At 65.7% G+C, this 16351-nt stretch carries 12 protein-coding genes and 2 rRNA genes; 8 read left to right on the forward strand and 6 right to left on the reverse strand.

All coding sequences use genetic code 11. The features are described 5' to 3' along the window. Window positions 1-310: 310 nt before the first annotated feature. The 6 genes from ACQP2T_RS09485 to ACQP2T_RS09510 all read left to right on the forward strand — a co-directional run bounded on the left by ACQP2T_RS09485 (window position 311) and on the right by ACQP2T_RS09510 (window position 9456). Window positions 311-3419, forward strand: a 23S ribosomal RNA gene (locus tag ACQP2T_RS09485). A 73-nt stretch (window positions 3420-3492) separates the two neighbouring features. Further along, window positions 3493-3609, forward strand: a 5S ribosomal RNA gene (rrf, locus tag ACQP2T_RS09490). Between the two features lie 507 nt (window positions 3610-4116). Next, window positions 4117-4539, forward strand: a complete 423-nt coding sequence (locus ACQP2T_RS09495; RefSeq protein ID WP_433515794.1) for an Imm7 family immunity protein — start codon at window positions 4117-4119, stop codon at window positions 4537-4539. 381 nt (window positions 4540-4920) lie between these two features. Next, window positions 4921-6669 (forward strand): NAD-dependent malic enzyme, encoded by a 1749-nt coding sequence (locus ACQP2T_RS09500; protein ID WP_433515795.1) that lies wholly within the window; start codon window positions 4921-4923, stop codon window positions 6667-6669. After that, a complete protein-coding gene (locus ACQP2T_RS09505) occupies window positions 6666-8126 on the forward strand; it encodes a class II fumarate hydratase (RefSeq protein ID WP_433515796.1) in 1461 nt (486 codons plus the stop codon). Before ACQP2T_RS09500 ends, ACQP2T_RS09505 begins: the two co-directional genes overlap by 4 nt. 412 nt (window positions 8127-8538) lie before the next feature. Further along, window positions 8539-9456 carry a serine hydrolase gene (locus ACQP2T_RS09510; protein WP_433515797.1) on the forward strand — a complete coding sequence of 306 codons (918 nt, stop codon included), beginning with the start codon at window positions 8539-8541 and terminating at the stop codon, window positions 9454-9456. A 187-nt stretch (window positions 9457-9643) separates the two neighbouring features. On the opposite strand, the gene ACQP2T_RS09515 is transcribed toward ACQP2T_RS09510, so the two are convergent. From ACQP2T_RS09515 to pstS, 5 genes are read right to left on the reverse strand one after another with little or no spacing between them, the layout of a single operon-like run. Further along, window positions 9644-10339: a response regulator transcription factor gene (locus tag ACQP2T_RS09515; RefSeq protein WP_433515798.1), complete on the reverse strand. Its 696-nt coding sequence runs from the start codon at window positions 10337-10339 to the stop codon at window positions 9644-9646. Between the two features lie 26 nt (window positions 10340-10365). Beyond that, on the reverse strand, window positions 10366-11142 hold the full coding sequence (pstB, locus tag ACQP2T_RS09520; RefSeq protein ID WP_433515799.1) for a phosphate ABC transporter ATP-binding protein PstB: 777 nt from the start codon (window positions 11140-11142) through the stop codon (window positions 10366-10368). A gap of 14 nt (window positions 11143-11156) precedes the next feature. Continuing rightward, the gene (gene pstA, locus ACQP2T_RS09525) at window positions 11157-12032 is read right to left on the reverse strand and encodes a phosphate ABC transporter permease PstA (protein ID WP_433515800.1); all 876 of its coding nucleotides are present in this window, start codon (window positions 12030-12032) and stop codon (window positions 11157-11159) included. Next, window positions 12029-13009, reverse strand: coding sequence for a phosphate ABC transporter permease subunit PstC (gene pstC, locus ACQP2T_RS09530; protein WP_433515801.1), 981 nt, complete (start codon window positions 13007-13009; stop codon window positions 12029-12031). Before pstC ends, pstA begins: the two co-directional genes overlap by 4 nt. 6 nt (window positions 13010-13015) lie before the next feature. Further along, complete coding sequence (gene pstS, locus ACQP2T_RS09535; protein WP_433515802.1) at window positions 13016-14128, reverse strand: phosphate ABC transporter substrate-binding protein PstS; 1113 nt, start codon at window positions 14126-14128, stop codon at window positions 13016-13018. 121 nt (window positions 14129-14249) lie between these two features. Here pstS and ACQP2T_RS09540 point away from each other — a divergent pair, with 121 nt between their 5' ends. Together ACQP2T_RS09540 and ACQP2T_RS09545 are read left to right on the forward strand one after the other, a co-directional pair. Continuing rightward, entirely contained in the window at window positions 14250-14723 is a 474-nt protein-coding gene (locus ACQP2T_RS09540) for a low molecular weight protein-tyrosine-phosphatase (RefSeq protein WP_433515803.1), read from the forward strand. Next, complete coding sequence (locus ACQP2T_RS09545) at window positions 14710-15495, forward strand: fructosamine kinase family protein (protein WP_433515804.1); 786 nt, start codon at window positions 14710-14712, stop codon at window positions 15493-15495. Before ACQP2T_RS09540 ends, ACQP2T_RS09545 begins: the two co-directional genes overlap by 14 nt. Here ACQP2T_RS09545 and hisN read toward each other — a convergent pair. Continuing rightward, the gene (gene hisN / locus ACQP2T_RS09550) at window positions 15490-16275 is read right to left on the reverse strand and encodes a histidinol-phosphatase (RefSeq protein ID WP_433515805.1); all 786 of its coding nucleotides are present in this window, start codon (window positions 16273-16275) and stop codon (window positions 15490-15492) included. The genes ACQP2T_RS09545 and hisN overlap by 6 nt on opposite strands. Between the last annotated feature and the right edge of the window lie 76 nt (window positions 16276-16351).

The following is a 16351-nucleotide window of genomic DNA, read 5'->3' on the forward strand; positions in this document are numbered from 1 at the left end:
CTTGAACACACTGTTGGGTCCTGAGGAAACGGACCTGGGACTGCGACCGCATCCCACCACCCACGCCAGTGGTTGCCCGCAAGGGCTGACCTCCTGGCGCCGGGTCGGCGGGGTGGGACGTCGGCGGAAGTCGGCGCCCTTGAGCGGTGGGCAGTCCCGTGGTTTGTGGATACCTCATGCAGGGCCGCCTTCTGTCACATCGCATCGATCCTTCTCCCTCCAGGGGGAGCGGGGTGGTTGGTCTGGTGGCGGGTGGGGTTGGTTGCTGTTTGTTGTTTGAGATTTGCATAGTGGACGCGAGCATCTTTGTGGCCAAGTTTTTTAGGGCACACGGTGGATGCCTTGGCATCAGGAGCCGATGAAGGACGTGGGAGGCTGCGTTAAGCCTCGGGGAGTCGCCAACCAGACGTTGATCCGGGGATGTCCGAATGGGGAAACCTAGCACCAGTCATGTGGTGTTGCCTCCGCCTGAATGTATAGGGCGGTTGGTGGTAACGCGGGGAAGTGAAACATCTCAGTACCCGTAGGAAGAGAAAACAAGAGTGATTCCGTGAGTAGTGGTGAGCGAAAGCGGATGAGGCTAAACCGGGCGTGTGTGATAGCCGGCAGGCGTTGCATGTCCGGGGTCGTGGGACCCTCTGGGTCGATCTGCCGATCGGCCAAGGAGTGATAAACCTTTGAGGTAGTCGAAAGCTCTGGGAAGGGCTGCCGTAGACCGTGAGAGCCGGGTAGGCGAAATCTTGAAGGCTTCTTGAGGGGATCCCAAGTAGCACGGGGCCCGAGAAATCCTGTGTGAATCTGCCAGGACCACCTGGTAAGCCTAAATACTCCCTGGTGACCGATAGTGCACGAGTACCGTGAGGGAAAGGTGAAAAGTGCCCCGGTGAGGGGTCGTGAAATAGTACCTGAAACCGTGTGCCTACAAGCCGTAGGAGCTTACATCAGCTTGCTGGTGTGTGATGTGACTGCGTGCCTTTTGAAGAATGAGCCTGCGAGTTATGGTGTGTGGCGAGGTTAACCCGTGTGGGGGAGCCGTAGCGAAAGCGAGTCTGAAGAGGGCGTTTGAGTCGCATGCTGTAGACCCGAAGCGGAGTGATCTACGCATGGGCAGGTTGAAGCTCAGGTAAGACTGGGTGGAGGACCGAACCCACCAGGGTTGAAAACCTGGGGGATGATCTGTGTGTAGGGGTGAAAGGCCAATCAAACTCCGTGATAGCTGGTTCTCCCCGAAATGCATTTAGGTGCAGCGTCGCGTGTTTCTTGCCGGAGGTAGAGCACTGGATGGCTGATGGGCCCGACAAGGTTACTGACGTCAGCCAAACTCCGAATGCCGGTAAGTGAGAGCGTGGCAGTGAGACTGCGGGCGATAAGGTTCGTAGTCGAGAGGGAAACAGCCCAGATCACCGACTAAGGCCCCTAAGCGTGTGCTAAGTGGGAAAGGATGTGGAGTCGCAGAGACAACCAGGAGGTTGGCTTAGAAGCAGCCACCCTTGAAAGAGTGCGTAATAGCTCACTGGTCAAGTGATTCCGCGCCGACAATGTAGCGGGGCTCAAGTACACCGCCGAAGTCGTGGCATTGATGCAGATTCGTCTGTGTTGATGGGTAGGGGAGCGTCGTGTATGCGGTGAAGCGGCAGAGTGATCTAGCCGTGGAGCGTATGCGAGTGAGAATGCAGGCATGAGTAGCGAATCGAGGGTGAGAAACCCTCGCGCCGGATGACCAAGGGTTCCTGGGGCAGGCTAATCCGCCCAGGGTAAGTCGGGACCTAAGGCGAGGCCGACAGGCGTAGTCGATGGACAACGGGTTGATATTCCCGTACCCGCTTCAATGCGCCCATATCGAACCTCGTGATGCTAAGAGTCCTTAAGTCCTCTGATGTCCTTCGGGACTAGGGGTGAGGCTGAACGCTCGATCCGATCGGGTAGTAGGTAAGCGATGGGGTGACGCAGGAAGGTAGTCCAGCCCAGGCGATGGTTGTCCTGGGGTAAGCATGTAGGGCTGAACGTAGGCAAATCCGCGTTCTGTATGCCTGAGATGTGATGCCGAGCCGATTGTGGTGAAGTGGATGATCCTATGCTGCCGAGAAAAGCCTCTAGTGAGTGTTGTGGCGGCCCGTACCCTAAACCGACTCAGGTGGTCAGGTAGAGAATACTAAGGCGATCGGGTGAACTGCGGTTAAGGAACTCGGCAAATTGCCCCCGTAACTTCGGGAGAAGGGGGACCTCTGCTGGTGATCAGGCTAGCTCTGTGAGCTGGTGGGGGTCGCAGTGGCCAGGGGGAAGCGACTGTTTACTAAAAACACAGGTCCGTGCGAAGTCGTAAGACGATGTATACGGACTGACGCCTGCCCGGTGCCGGAACGTTAAGGGGACTGCTTAGCCGACGTAAGTTGGCGAAGGTGAGAACTTAAGCGCCGGTAAACGGCGGTGGTAACTATAACCATCCTAAGGTAGCGAAATTCCTTGTCGGGTAAGTTCCGACCTGCACGAATGGCGTAACGACTTCCCCGCTGTCTCAACCGCAGACCCGGCGAAATTGCACTACGAGTAAAGATGCTCGTTACGCGCAGCAGGACGGAAAGACCCCGGGACCTTCACTACAGCTTGACATTGGCGTTTGGAGCGTCTTGTGTAGGATAGGTGGGAGACTGGGAAGCTCGGACGCTAGTTCGGGTGGAGTCATTGGTGAAATACCACTCTGGTCGTTTTGAACGTCTAACTCTGGTCCGTGATCCGGATCGGGGACAGTGTCTGGTGGGTAGTTTAACTGGGGCGGTTGCCTCCTAAAGGGTAACGGAGGCGCCCAAAGGTTCCCTCAGCCTGGTTGGCAATCAGGTGTTGAGTGTAAGTGCACAAGGGAGCTTGACTGTGAGACTGACGGGTCGAGCAGGAGCGAAAGCTGGGACTAGTGATCCGGCATCGGCGTGTGGAAGCGGTGTCGCTCAACGGCTAAAAGGTACCCCGGGGATAACAGGCTGATCTTCCCCAAGAGTCCATATCGACGGGATGGTTTGGCACCTCGATGTCGGCTCGTCGCATCCTGGGGCTGGAGTAGGTCCCAAGGGTTGGGCTGTTCGCCCATTAAAGCGGTACGCGAGCTGGGTTTAGAACGTCGCGAGACAGTTCGGTCCCTATCCGCTGCGCGCGCAGGAGACTTGAAAGGGGCTGTCCCTAGTACGAGAGGACCGGGACGGACGAACCTCTGGTGTGCCAGTTGTACCGCCAGGTGCACGGCTGGTTGGCTACGTTCGGAAGGGATAACCGCTGAAAGCATCTAAGCGGGAAGCTCGCCTTGAGATGAGGTCTCCCACCATGAGAGTGGGTAAGGCTCCCGGTAGACGACCGGGTTGATAGGCCGGAGGTGGAAGCACGGTAACGTGTGGAGCTGACCGGTACTAATAGGCCGAGGACTTGACCACAAAGCATCTTGCTCGCGTCCACTATGTGATTCTGAAACAGCAAACGCGTGTGTGTTTGACAGTTTCATAGGGTTACGGCGGTTATGGCGGGAAGGAAACACCCGGTTACATTCCGAACCCGGAAGTTAAGCTTCCCAGCGCCGATGGTACTGCACTCGGGAGGGTGTGGGAGAGTAGGTCACCGCCGGACAATCTTTGGTTACGGGAAAGGGCTCCACGTTTGTGGGGCCCTTTTTCGCGTTGTGGGGCCTCGCTTTGAGCGCGGTTCCCCCTTTTTGCGTTACGGGTCGTCCCCGGGGGTCAGGTGTGTGAAGGGCTGTAGCGGACGGAACCCGTTCAGGGCTTAGCGGAGGGGTTTTAGCGGGCTGGGACCCGTTCAGGGCTTATGGACGGTAACGCGATGGGCGGTAACGCGCTCGGCTCGTTCGCGGCCATGGGTCTCACGCCTTGCGGGTGGGGCCCCTTTTTGCGTTATGGGGTCAGGCGCCGTTCCCGGGCTTCTCTGCGTTCCCGGCCCTCTCGCCGTCCTCAGGGCCTGGAAGCCTCGCTCCGAGGGCTCGGTCCGCACGAGGTGGCCTGAAGGCGGCCTGCTGGAGCGGCGGCCAAGATGCTGTGGAGAAGGCCAAGGCGGTGGAGAAACGGCGGAGGAGACGGAGAGACGGCGAAGGGGATGGCGATGATGGAGTACCACGGATGGGTGACCATCCGACAGACGGCCCGCGTCGACGAAGAGTGGACGGCCTCGCTACGACGGCCTCATGGAGAGGACGGCCACGACGATCTCCTGGAGCGGCAGGTGGAGGAGATTCGCGCCCATCTGGCGCGGCTCCCCGACTACGGTCTGATCGATCTGCGTTGGCTGAACGGCGTCCCCTGTCTGCATGTGGCCGGCCAGCCCAACCGCAATGGCGGCTGGAGCGACATTGTCCTCGAGCTGTTCCAGCGGATCGGCCAGATCGCGCCCGGCTCCTACGGCCTGCTCCATCTCTGGGACGACGAAGGCGCTCACCCGAACGAGTTCCGCGTCTACCGGCTCGTCCGTGGTCGGCTGAGCGAGCACGCCGACATCCTGCTCTCTCCCACGATCCCGACCCTCGAAGACCCCGAACCGGGCTCCTGAGCGGACTCGAACCGGCGCGGTGACCATGATCGGGGTTTTGCGGTCGGGCTGCCGAAGATCACGGCCTTGGCGGGCCGCATGCTCAGCCGGGCCGCCGCGGCGGCCACGTCGTGTTGGATGACGGTGAAGAGCGTCAGCCCTTTCCAGGCGATCAGCTGCTTCAGCCGGTCCAGCGTCGCACCGACGGAGCCGCTCGCGGCGTGGGTGATGACGTCCATGTGACGGAGAATGCCCACGTCAGGGGCATGTCTGATAAGGCAGCATTTTTCGCGTAAATCTATTTTGCCCGATATGAGGGACGGCTCTGGGCTGTGGTGGGGAAGGGCGTGAGAGGGGCAGCCGCACCCTTGATCAGGGGTGCCTTGCTGGAAGGGGATCCTGATGTCGCCTGGCAAGAGGAAGCCGGATCTGGCAGGTCCGATGTTCGCCGAGCAGGCCGATGGAAGCTATGTCTCGTCGCTGCGCGGCCTCGCGGTGCTGCGCGAGCCGCTGCTGAACAAGGGCACGGCCTTCTCGCCGCAGGAGCGAGCGGACCTGGGTCTGGAGGGCCTGCTGCCGCCGGTGGTCGAGACTTTGGACGAGCAGGTGAGCCGGTCGTACGCGCAGTATCGTGCGCAGCCGACTGACCTACTGAAGAACGTCTTCCTAGAGGGCCTCCGCGACCGGAACGAGGTGCTGTACTACCGGCTGCTGGGCGACCACCTGCGCGAGATGCTGCCCATCGTGTACGACCCCACCGTCGCCGAGGCGATCCGCAGCTACAGCCATGAATACCGGCGCCCGCGGGGAGTGTATCTGTCCGTCGATGACCCGGATGGGATTGAGCTGGCGTTCCAGAGCCTGCAGCTGGGGCCGGACGATGTGGATCTGATCGTGGCCTCCGATGCCGAGGAGATCCTGGGCATCGGCGACTGGGGCGTGGGCGGCGGGGCCGGCATCGCGGTCGGCAAGCTGGCCGTCTACACCGCTGCCGCGGGGATCGACCCCGGCCGGGCCGTACCCGTCGCCCTGGACGTGGGCACCGACAATGAGGCGCTGCTGAACGACCCGGGCTATGTCGGCAACCGGCACGCCCGGGTGCGGGGTAAGCGTTACGACGACTTCATCGACGCCTACGTGAAGACGGCGGCCCGGATGTTCCCCGGCGCGATGCTGCACTGGGAGGACTTCGGCCCGTCGAACGCCCGCCGCATCCTGGAGAAGTACACCGATCGCCTCTCGACCTTCAACGACGACATGCAGGGCACCGGAGCGATCGTGCTGGCCGCCATGCTCGGCGCCGTTCGGGCGTCCGCGACCACCATGGACGAGCAGCGGATCGTCGTCTTCGGCGCCGGCACCGCCGGCATCGGCATCGCCGACCAACTGCGCGACGCGATGGTCCGCGCCGGTCTGGACGAGGAGAGCGCGACCCGGCGGATCTGGCCGGTCGACAAGCAGGGCCTGCTCATTGACGGCATGAAGGACCTGCGTGACTTCCAGCGGCCCTATGCCCGTTCACAGGCCGAGGTGCGCGGCTGGTCCAAGGACGCCGCAGGCATCTCGCTGGCCGAGGTCGTCAAGCGGGTCAAGCCGACCATGCTGCTCGGCACCTCCACCGTGCACGGCGCGTTCACCGAGCAGATCGTGCGCACGATGGCCGCGGGGGTCGAGCGGCCGATCATCTTCCCGATCTCCAACCCGACCGAGCGGATCGAGGCGATGCCCGCCGATCTGATCCGCTGGAGCGACGGCCGGGCACTGATCGCCACGGGCATCCCGGTCGAGCCGATCACCTACAACGGCGTCACCTACGTCATCGCCCAGGCCAACAACGCCATGCTCTATCCCGGGCTGGGACTGGGCGTCGTCGTCGCCCGGGCCCGCCGGGTCAGTCCCGGCATGCTGCAGGCCGCCGCCGAGGCGGTGGGCCGCATGGTGGACGTCTCGACCCCGGGCGCGTCACTGCTGCCGCAGGTGGACAACCTGCGCGAGGTCTCCGCCTCGGTCGCCGTGGCGGTCGCCGACAAGGCGGCCGAGGAGCACCTCGCCCGCACCGACCTGCGCAACACGATCCAGCAGGTCCAGGACACCATGTGGCAGCCCACCTACCGGCCGGTCCACGCCAACGGGAACGGGCACGGGCGGTGAGCGCGCCCCGCGTCCAGGACGTGCCGATCGGACTCGCGGACACTGGCACCCGGACGGAGAGCGACTCACTCGGCGAGGTGGAGGTGCCGGCCGAGCACTATTGGGGCGCCCAGACCCAGCGTTCCCTGATCCACTTCGACATCGGCGACGATCGCATGCCGAAGGCCGTCTACCACGCCTACGGCTACATCAAGAAGGCGGCGGCGATCGTCAACGCCCGCGCGGGCCGCCTCTCCCACTGGCAGGCCGACCTCATCAGCCGGGTCGCCGACGAGGTCATCCGCGGCGAGCTGGACGGTGAGTTCCCGCTGTACGTCTGGCAGACCGGCTCGGGTACCCAGACCAACATGAACGTCAACGAGGTGATGTCCAACCGGGCGATCCAGCTCGTCGGCGGACGGCTCGGCAGCAAGGATCCGATCCATCCCAATGACGACGTGAACATGGGCCAGTCGTCCAACGACACCTTCGTCACCGCCATGCACCTCGCCGCCGCCGAGGCCATCGACGAACACGTGCTCCCCGCCGCCGACCGGCTGCGTGACAGCGCCGAGGCCAAGAGCGGCGAGTGGGAGCACATCGTCAAGATTGGGCGTACTCACCTGGAGGACGCCACCCCGTTGACCGTCGGCCAGGAGTGGTCTGGCTACGCCGCCCAGCTCGGCGCGGCCATCGACCATCTCGAACGTACCCGTACCGGGCTGTATCGGCTGGCGATCGGCGGCACCGCGGTCGGCACCGGGCTGAATGCGCCGCCGGGGTTCGGCGAGGAGATGGCCCGGCAGATCGCCGAGCTCACCGGGCGGCCCTTCACCGGCGCGCCGAACAAGTTCGCCGCCCAGGCCTCGTGCGACGATCTCGTCCGGGTCTCGGCGGCGCTGCGCGCCTTGGCCGTGCCGCTGTTCAAGTTCGCGAACGACCTGCGCTGGCTCGGCTCCGGGCCACGTACGGGGCTGCGTGAGCTGATCCTGCCGGCCAACGAACCGGGTTCGTCGATCATGCCGGGCAAGGTCAACCCGACGCAGGCCGAGGCCATGCTGATGGTCGCCATTCAGGTGACCGGCAACGACACCGCAGTGTCCATGGCAGGCGCCGAGGGCAACTTCGAGCTGAACGCCTTCCGCCCGGTCATCATCAAGAACGTCCTGCATTCGGCGCGCATCCTGGCCGACATGATGGACCACTTCCGCACGTATCTGGTCGAAGGAGCCCGGCTGAACATCGAGACCCTGCACCGCTACATCGACAGCTCGATCATGATGGTGACCGCCCTCAGCCCCGTCGTCGGTTACGACCAGGCCGCCCGCATCGCGCACCACGCCCTCGACAAGGGGCTGGCGCTCAAGGACGCCGCACTCGAATGCGGCGTCGCGGAGGACCTGTACGACAAGATCGTCGACCCCGAACGCCTCACCAGGCCAGGGGTGCCCAGCCCGAACGGCGGCAACCGACGCTGAAACAAGGCCCACAGCCCTCGACATCTTCCCTGCCCGAACCTGCCGGGCGGAAGAACGCGGACCGAGCAATGGACTGGCAGCGAGGAGAAGCGATTCCTTCGGCGGTGAGTTCGTTCTGCGGGTCGCGCTGAAACCGGCCGACGGCGGTGATGACGTTGATGAGCGGCGCGGCGGCCGCGACCTTTGTGAACGCGGGCCGCTCCAGCGCCGGGATCTTCGAGGTCGTCGCAGGGTCCTGTCTGACGGCCAGGTCGGGCCGCCAGACGGCCGCCCCGCAGGGCTTGCCGAATGGGGCATCTGTGACGCCGACTCGAACGTCAAACTGGGCACCACTGGCCACTAGCGTCACATCAGGACCATTCGTGATAATTCACGAATGGTGGCGGGCAGGGGCGTCGGGGGGTTCTCTCGCGTGGCCTCAGCAGGGCTTCTCCTGCTGCTCTTGGCCGTCTGGCCGGTGCCATCCCAGCGAGAGCCGATCCAGCGTCCCGCCGCCTTCCACCGGCAGGCCCCGGTCCTGGTTCAGCAGCAGGCGCTGGTCGAGGTCCCCGCGCCGGTGAAGCATCGCAAGAAGCCCAAACCGGATCCGCCGATCGCGGCCAAGAAGATCACCAAGCGGCTCGATCGCTACCTGGCCGGGCGTCCGGGGCCCGTCACAGCGATGGTCAAAGATCTCACCACCGGGCGCCTCTACCGTTATCACCGCAGCGAACACCTCATCACCGCGAGCACCGCCAAAGTGCAGATCCTCATGGCGCTCCTCCTCAAGACCCCCTGGCACAAGCTCTCGAAGGCCACCAGGCGCGACGCCGATCTCATGATCCGCTACAGCGACAACCACGCCGCCGACCGTCTCTGGCTGCGCATCGGTGGGGCCGCCGGGTTCACGAAGGCGGGCAAGAAGTTCGGGCTCCGCCACACTCAGGGGGTTCCGGGTGACTGCGTCGACCTGTACTGCTGGGGCATCACCAGCACTTCGGCCGAAGACCAGGTGCGGCTGATGAAGGCACTCGTGTCGGCCAAGAGCCCGCTCCGGGCCAAGGATCGTGCGCAGGTGCTCAGGCTGATGGGCAAGGTGATCGACGGCCAGAACTGGGGCGTGAGCGCCGCCAAATGCAAGGGCGATCATGTCGCGCTGAAGAACGGCTGGCTGAAGCGCGTGTCCACCAAGCGCTGGGCCATCGTCAGCGTCGGCCTCATCCACGGCCACGGCCATGACTACGCGCTGGCCGTACTGACCGAGAACAACGCCGACACCGGCCAGGGCATCGCGACCGTTCAGGGCGTGGCCGAGCGGATCATGAAGTCTTTCCGGTCGTGCCACGCCTGACCGAAGGGAGGTCACACGGGGCCGGATGGGCGTTCACCGGCTGAACGGGGTTAAGCAGGGTTAAGCGGGGCGGAACGTAGTCACACAGAGCTGAACAGCTGCATAGGGTCTTACAGGGCCAAGCAGGGTCTCACAGGGGCGTGCAGGGCCGCACAGGGCCATGCCGGTCGTACAGGGCCGAGCAGGGTCACACAGGGTCGGAGGGGGTGGGGGCGATCAGGCGGTAGCCCACGCCGCGGACCGTCTGGATCAGTGCGTCCTCGTCGTCGCCCAACCGGGCCCGCAGCCGCTTGACGTGCACCGCGATGGTGTTCGTCGAGGTGCTGGACACCGTGTGCCACACATGTCGCATGATCTGCTCGCGCGTGACCGTGCGGTTCGCGTTGCGCATCAGATACTGCAGCAGCTCGAACTCGCGCAGCGGCAGATGCACCACCCGCCCGTCCACCCGCACCTGGTATGCCTGTGCGTCGAGTTCGACGCCGCCCACGACCAGCACCTCGCGGCCCTCGGGAGAGGCCGCGTGGATGAACGGCAATAATTCCGGCACCCGGTACGGCCTGGCCACGCAGGCGACGGCACCGGCGGCGAGCGCCTGTACGGCCTGCTCGGCGTGCCCCTCGCCGACGCCGAGCAGAACGGGCACGGCCCGTGAGAGCCGTACCGCCCGTACGAAGTCGACGGCGCCGATGACCGGCAGCGTGGCCGACACGAGTACCACGTCAGGCTGCAGCGCCCCGGCCTGGATCAGGCCCTGGGCGCCGTCGGGGACGCCGGTGACCGAGACGCCCTCGCGTTCGAGGGCGGTGGCCACGTCCTCCACGACCCCGTTGTCCGGGTCCGCGATGAGCAGGATGGGCTTCGTCCTCGTGTCCCCGTTCACACTGGATGCCGCCTGCTGGTGGATCATCAGCCGAAGCGCCCGGTGATGTAGTCCTCGGTCGCCTTCTCTGTGGGGTTGGTGAACATGCGGGAGGTCTCGTCCATCTCGACGACCTTGCCGGGCTTGCCCTGCTCGGCGAGGTTGAAGAAGGCGGTCCGGTCGCTGACCCGGGCGGCCTGCTGCATGTTGTGGGTGACGATCACGATCGTGTAGTCGTCCTTGAGCTTGGCCATCAGGTCCTCGATGGCCAGTGTGGAGATCGGGTCGAGCGCGGAGCAGGGCTCGTCCATCAGCAGCACCTGCGGCTGGACCGCGATGGCCCTGGCTATGCAGAGTCGCTGCTGCTGGCCGCCCGACAGGCCCGCGCCGGGCTTGTTGAGGCGGTCCTTGACCTCATTCCAGAGGTTGGCGCCCTTCAGTGACGTCTCGACGATGCCGTCCATCTCCGACTTGGCGACGCGGCCGTTGAGCCGGAGCCCGGCGGCCACGTTCTCGTAGATCGACATCGTGGGGAACGGGTTGGGGCGCTGGAAGACCATGCCGATCATCCGGCGCACCGAGACCGGCTCGACGCTGGAGGCGTACAGGTCCTCGCCGTCGAGCAGCACCTTGCCCTCCACGCGCGCGCCGGGGATGACCTCGTGCATGCGGTTGAGCGTGCGCAGGAACGTCGACTTGCCGCACCCGGACGGGCCGATGAACGCGGTGATCGAGCGCGGCTCGATCGTCATCGAGACGTCCTCGATGGCCTTGTGGCCCCCGTAGTAGGCGTGGAGGCCGGAGACCTGGATCTGCTTGGACATAGTGGCTTTACCCCTTATCGGCCTCTGGCAGGTGCGCGCCACCGGGCGATCAGGCGCGCGACCAGGTTGAGCAGCATGACGATCAGGATGAGCGTGAGGGCTCCGGTCCAGGCCCGATCCACGGCGGTGTCGTTGGGACGCGCCGCCTGGTCGAAGACGAACAGGGGGAGCCCCATCTGCGGCCCGCTGAACGGGTCGTTGTTGATGGAGTCGGTGAAGAACACGGTGAGCAGCAGCGGCGCGGTCTCGCCGGCGACTCTGGCCACGGCCAGCATGACGCCGGTGATGATGCCGGTCAGCGCGGTCGGCAGGACGACCTTCATGATCGTGCGCCACTTGGCCACACCCAGCGCGTACGAGGCTTCGCGCAGGTCGTTGGGGACCAGGCGGAGCATCTCCTCGGCCGATCTGACCACGGTCGGCATCATCAGGATCGACAGCGCCAGCGCCCCGGCGAACCCGGAGAACGGCTGGCCCAGGAACAGGACCCAGAACGCCAGGATGAACAGGCCGGCGACGACAGAGGGGACGCCGGTCATGACGTCCACGAAGAAGCTGATGTACCGGCTCAACCGGCCGCCGTTGCCGTACTCGACCAGGTAGATCGCGGTCAGCAGCCCGATGGGGACGGAGATGACCGAGGCGAGCAGGACCTGTTCCAGCGTGCCGATGATCGCGTGGTAGGCGCCGCCACCCGCGTCGCGGGCGCCGATGTTGCGCATCGAGTGCGTGAGGAATTCCAGGTCGAAGCGCCCGAGACCGTTCTTGACCACCAGGTAGAGCACGGACACGAGCGGCACCACGGCCAGGGCGAACGCCAGGTAGACCAGCCCCTGGACGACGCGGTCCTTGATGCGGCGGCTGGTCGAGATGTGCTGGATCGCGGTCATGCGGCGGCCCTCGCGTACTCCTTGCGGCGGTTGATGATCATACGGGCCGCTATGTTGACGAGCAGGGTGATGACGAACAGCACCAGGCCGGAGGCGATCAACGCGCCCCTGCCGATCGGGGTGGCCTCACCGAAGCCGTTGGCGATGTTCGCCGCGATGCTGTTGGCGTGCGGGGTGAGGATCTCGAAGGTGATGTCGAAGGTGGCGGGGAAGATCAGCGCGACCGCGATGGTCTCGCCCATCGCCCGGCCGAGGCCGAGCATCGCGGCGCTGATGACGCCGGGGCGGCCGAACGGCAGTACGGCCATCCGGATCATCTCCCAGCGGGTGGCGCCGAGCGCGAGCGCCGCCTCCTCGTTCATCTTGGGAGCCTGGAGGAAGACCTCGCGGGAGATGGCCGCGATGATCGGCAGGATCATGATCGCCAGGACGATAGAACCAGCGATCATGGTCTTGCCGCCGATGGCGCCCTCGCCGGCGAAGAGCGGGAACCAGCCCAGGTTCTCGTTCAGCCACTGCGACGGCGCTTTGAGCAGCGGCACCAGGAAGACCACGCCCCACAGGCCGTACACCACGCTGGGGACGGCGGCGAGCAGGTCGATCAGGTAACCGAGCGGCCCGGCCAGGCGGCGGGGCGCGTAGTGGGAGATGAACAGCGCCACGCCGACCGCGATGGGAGTCGCGATGACGAGCGCGAGGGCCGAGCTGAGCACGGTGCCGAACGCCAGGGCGGCGATGCCGAAGACCTGGCTGCCGTTCGGGTCCCAGACCAGCTCGGAGAAGAAGTGACCCTTGTTCGCCTGCAGGGCGGGGATCGCCTCGCTGATGAGGAAGACGGCGATGGCCGCCATGATCCCCAGCAGGATGACGCCCGCGCCGGTGGCGGCGTAGCGGAAGGGCCCTTCACCATGGCTGCGCCGCGAGGCGGGCCGGCTCGTGGCCGGTCCGCCATCACGGGTACGAACGTTGGTCGTCATCGGCTGCTAGGAGATCGCCTCGACAGCGGTGCGGACCTTGGTCAGCAAATCGCCCGCGAGCGGGGCGTAACCGAGATCCTTCAGCGCGGCCTGGCCCTCGTCGCTGGCGGTGTAGGTGAGGAAGGACTTGACCAGCTTCGCCTGGTCGGCGGGCAGGCCCTTCTCGCAGGTGATCTCGTACGTCACCAGGACGATCGGGTACGCGCCCGCGGTCTTGGTGGCGTAGTCGATGCCGAGCTTCAGGTCGTTGCCCGTGCCCTTGATCTCCGCGGTCTCGATCGTCTTGGCGGCGCTGTCGGAGTTCAGCTCGACGAACTCGCCCGCGCCGTTGGCGACCTTGGCCTTCTGGAGCTGGGAGTTCTCGGCGAACGACAGCTCGACGTAGCTGATCGCGCCCTCGGCGCCCTTCACCGAGGAGGCGATGCCGTCGGAGCCCTTGGCGCCCTGGCCCTTGGCCTCGGCGGGCCACGCCTTGGCGGGCTCGTACGGCCACTCGGCCGTGGCCTTGAGGAACTTGGTGAAGTTGTCGCTGGTGCCGGACTCGTCAGCCCGGTGGAAGGCCTGGATCGGCGTCGAAGGCAGCTTGGCCTGCGGGTTGTCGGCCTTGATGGCCGCGTCGTCCCACTTGGTGATCTTGCTGCTGAAGATGCCGCCGAGGGTCTTGGGGGACAGCTGCAGCCCGTCGACACCCGGGAGGTTGTAGACGACCGCGATCGGGCCGGTCACCATCGGGATGTTGATGGCCTTGCCGGTCTTGCACCGGGCGTCGGCCTGGGCGGGCTCGCCCTTGTCGTCCTTGAGGGCCGAGTCGGAACCCGCGAAGGCGACCGTACCCTGGATGAAGGCCTGGACACCCGCGCCCGAACCGCTGGGCTGGTAGTTCAGGCTGGCCCCGGGGTTCTTGCTCTGGAAGTCCTTCTTCCACTGGTCGATCGCGTTGGCCTGGGCCGAGGATCCGGCGGCGTTGATCGTGCCGCTCAGACCGTTGTCGTTACCCGCGGCGGTGGTGGCACCGGCGGACGCGGTGGCGTCGGCGCCGCTGTTGTTGTCTGTGCCGCACGCAGCGAGCGAGAGCGCGCCGACGACGGCGACGGCGGCGAGCCGGCCTGCATACTTCACGGTTGGGTTTCCTCCCACTCGGTCCTTAGTCGCCACGAAGTTATGCCGCGAAAGTGACTCAATCCCCCTACCGGGGGTGAACGGACGGTGAACGGCCCTGGTCACCCTCATGATGGGAGGTATGACCTATCGCGTATGCCTGGTGTGCATGGGAAACATCTGCCGTTCACCTATGGCGGAGACCGTGCTCAGACGGACTCTGGCCGACCACGGACTCGATGAACAGGTGGCCGTCGACAGCGCCGGCACCGGCGGCTGGCACGCGGGCGATCCCATGGACGCGCGGGCTCTGCGGACACTGGCCGACCACGGCTATGACGGCTCCGCGCACCGGGCCAGGCAGTTCACTTCCGGCTGGTTCGACCGCTACGACCTGGTGCTGGCCATGGACCGGGACAACCTGTCGTTCCTGCGGCGGATGGCCCCCGAGGGCGTGGAGGTACGGCTGTTCCGCTCGTTCGACCCCGACGCGCCGGAGGGCGCCGAGGTGCCCGATCCCTACTACGGCGGGGACGAAGGTTTCGAAGAGGTGCTGCGGCTGGTCGAGGCCGCTTCCGACGGCGTCGCGAAGCACATCGCCGATGAGATTGGCTGAAGACCTGGGAGCCTCCCACGGGTGGCGGCTGCAGCGGGGCGTGCTCGACGACGGGCGCGTGGTGTTCGCCAAGACCGGAGCCGTTTCTCCGGTGTTCACCTCCGAGGCCGAAGGGCTGCGGTGGCTGGGTGAGGTCATCGCCGTGCCGGAGGTGGTCGAGGTCTCCGGGGATCGGCTCGTACTCTCGTGGGTGGACACCTCGGCGCCGACGGCGGCGGCCGCCGAGCGGTTCGGGCGCGATCTCGCGCGGCTGCACAGCGCCGGCGCGCCCGCCTTCGGCGCGCCCTGGCCGGGCTTCATCGCCGACCTGCCGATGGACAACGCGCCCGCCGACGACTGGCCGGCCTTCTACGCCACCCGCCGGGTGCTGCCCTTCGTACGGCAGGCGCGGCTGCCCGCGCGGGACGTGGCGCTCATCGAGCGGGCCGTGTCGCGGTTCGGCGAGGTGGCGGGGCCACCGGAGCCGCCGGCGCGCATCCACGGCGATCTGTGGAGCGGGAACGTGCTCTGGTCGGACGGACGCGGAGTGCTCATCGACCCGGCGGCGCACGGCGGGCATCGGGAGACGGATCTGGCGATGCTGGCGTTGTTCGGGGCGCCCTACCTGGATCGGATCCTGGGGGCCTACCAGGAGGAGACGCCGCTCGCGGACGGGTGGCGGGAGCGGGTGCCGCTGCATCAGCTGCATCCGCTGCTCGTCCACGTGGTGCTCTTTGGTGGGACATATCGCGACAGCTTGCTGGCTGCCGTGGCGCGGGTGCTGGCGCTATGAGGCGTTCAGGCGTCTGAGGACCTCGTCGTGCAGGAGGCCGTTGGTGCAGACCATGCTGCCGCCCTCCAGCCCGGGGACGCCCGCGAGGTCCGTCCACCTGCCACCGGCCTCCTCGACGATCACGGTGAGGGCCGCCATGTCCCACGGCGACAGCTCCGGCTCGGCGGACACCTCCACCGAGCCCTCCGCGACCATCATGTGCGACCAGAAATCGCCATAGGCCCTGGTGCGCCAGCAGGCCCGGCCGAGGTCGAGGAAGTTGTCGAGGCGGCCCATCTTCTCCCAGCCGCCGAAGCTGGAGTAGGAGAAGGACGCGTTCTCCAGATCGGAGACCGACGAGACGCGCATCCGGGTCGCCTTGGTCAGGCTCTTGCCGGTCCAGGCGCCGCCCTCGGTGGCCGCCCACCAGCGCTTGCCCAGGGCGGGGGCGGACACCAGGCCCACCTTGACCTGGCCGTACTCCATCAGCGAGATCAGCGTCGCCCACACGGGCACGCCGCGCACGTAGTTCTTGGTGCCGTCGATCGGGTCGATGATCCAGGATCTGGCACCCCAGCCCGTCTTGCCGAACTCCTCGCCCACGACCGCGTCACGCGGCCGGGCCCGCCGGAGGGTGCCGCGAATGGCCTCCTCGACAGCGCGATCGGCATCGCTGACCGGCGTGAGGTCCGGCTTGGTGTCGACCTTGAGATCGACCGCCTTGAACCTTCGCATGGTCAGGTCATCGGCGTGGTCCGCCATGACATGCGCCAGACGTAGATCATCGTTATAACCCGTCACGATGAGCCACGCTACCGTGACTTACCTCCCGAACATCAGTCGAGCGGCCCTGCATTTCTGGTAAGTCCCGTTCCCC

The organism is Nonomuraea sp. CA-143628, assembly GCF_050942315.1.
In the GTDB taxonomy this organism is placed as follows: Bacteria; Actinomycetota; Actinomycetes; order Streptosporangiales; family Streptosporangiaceae; genus Nonomuraea.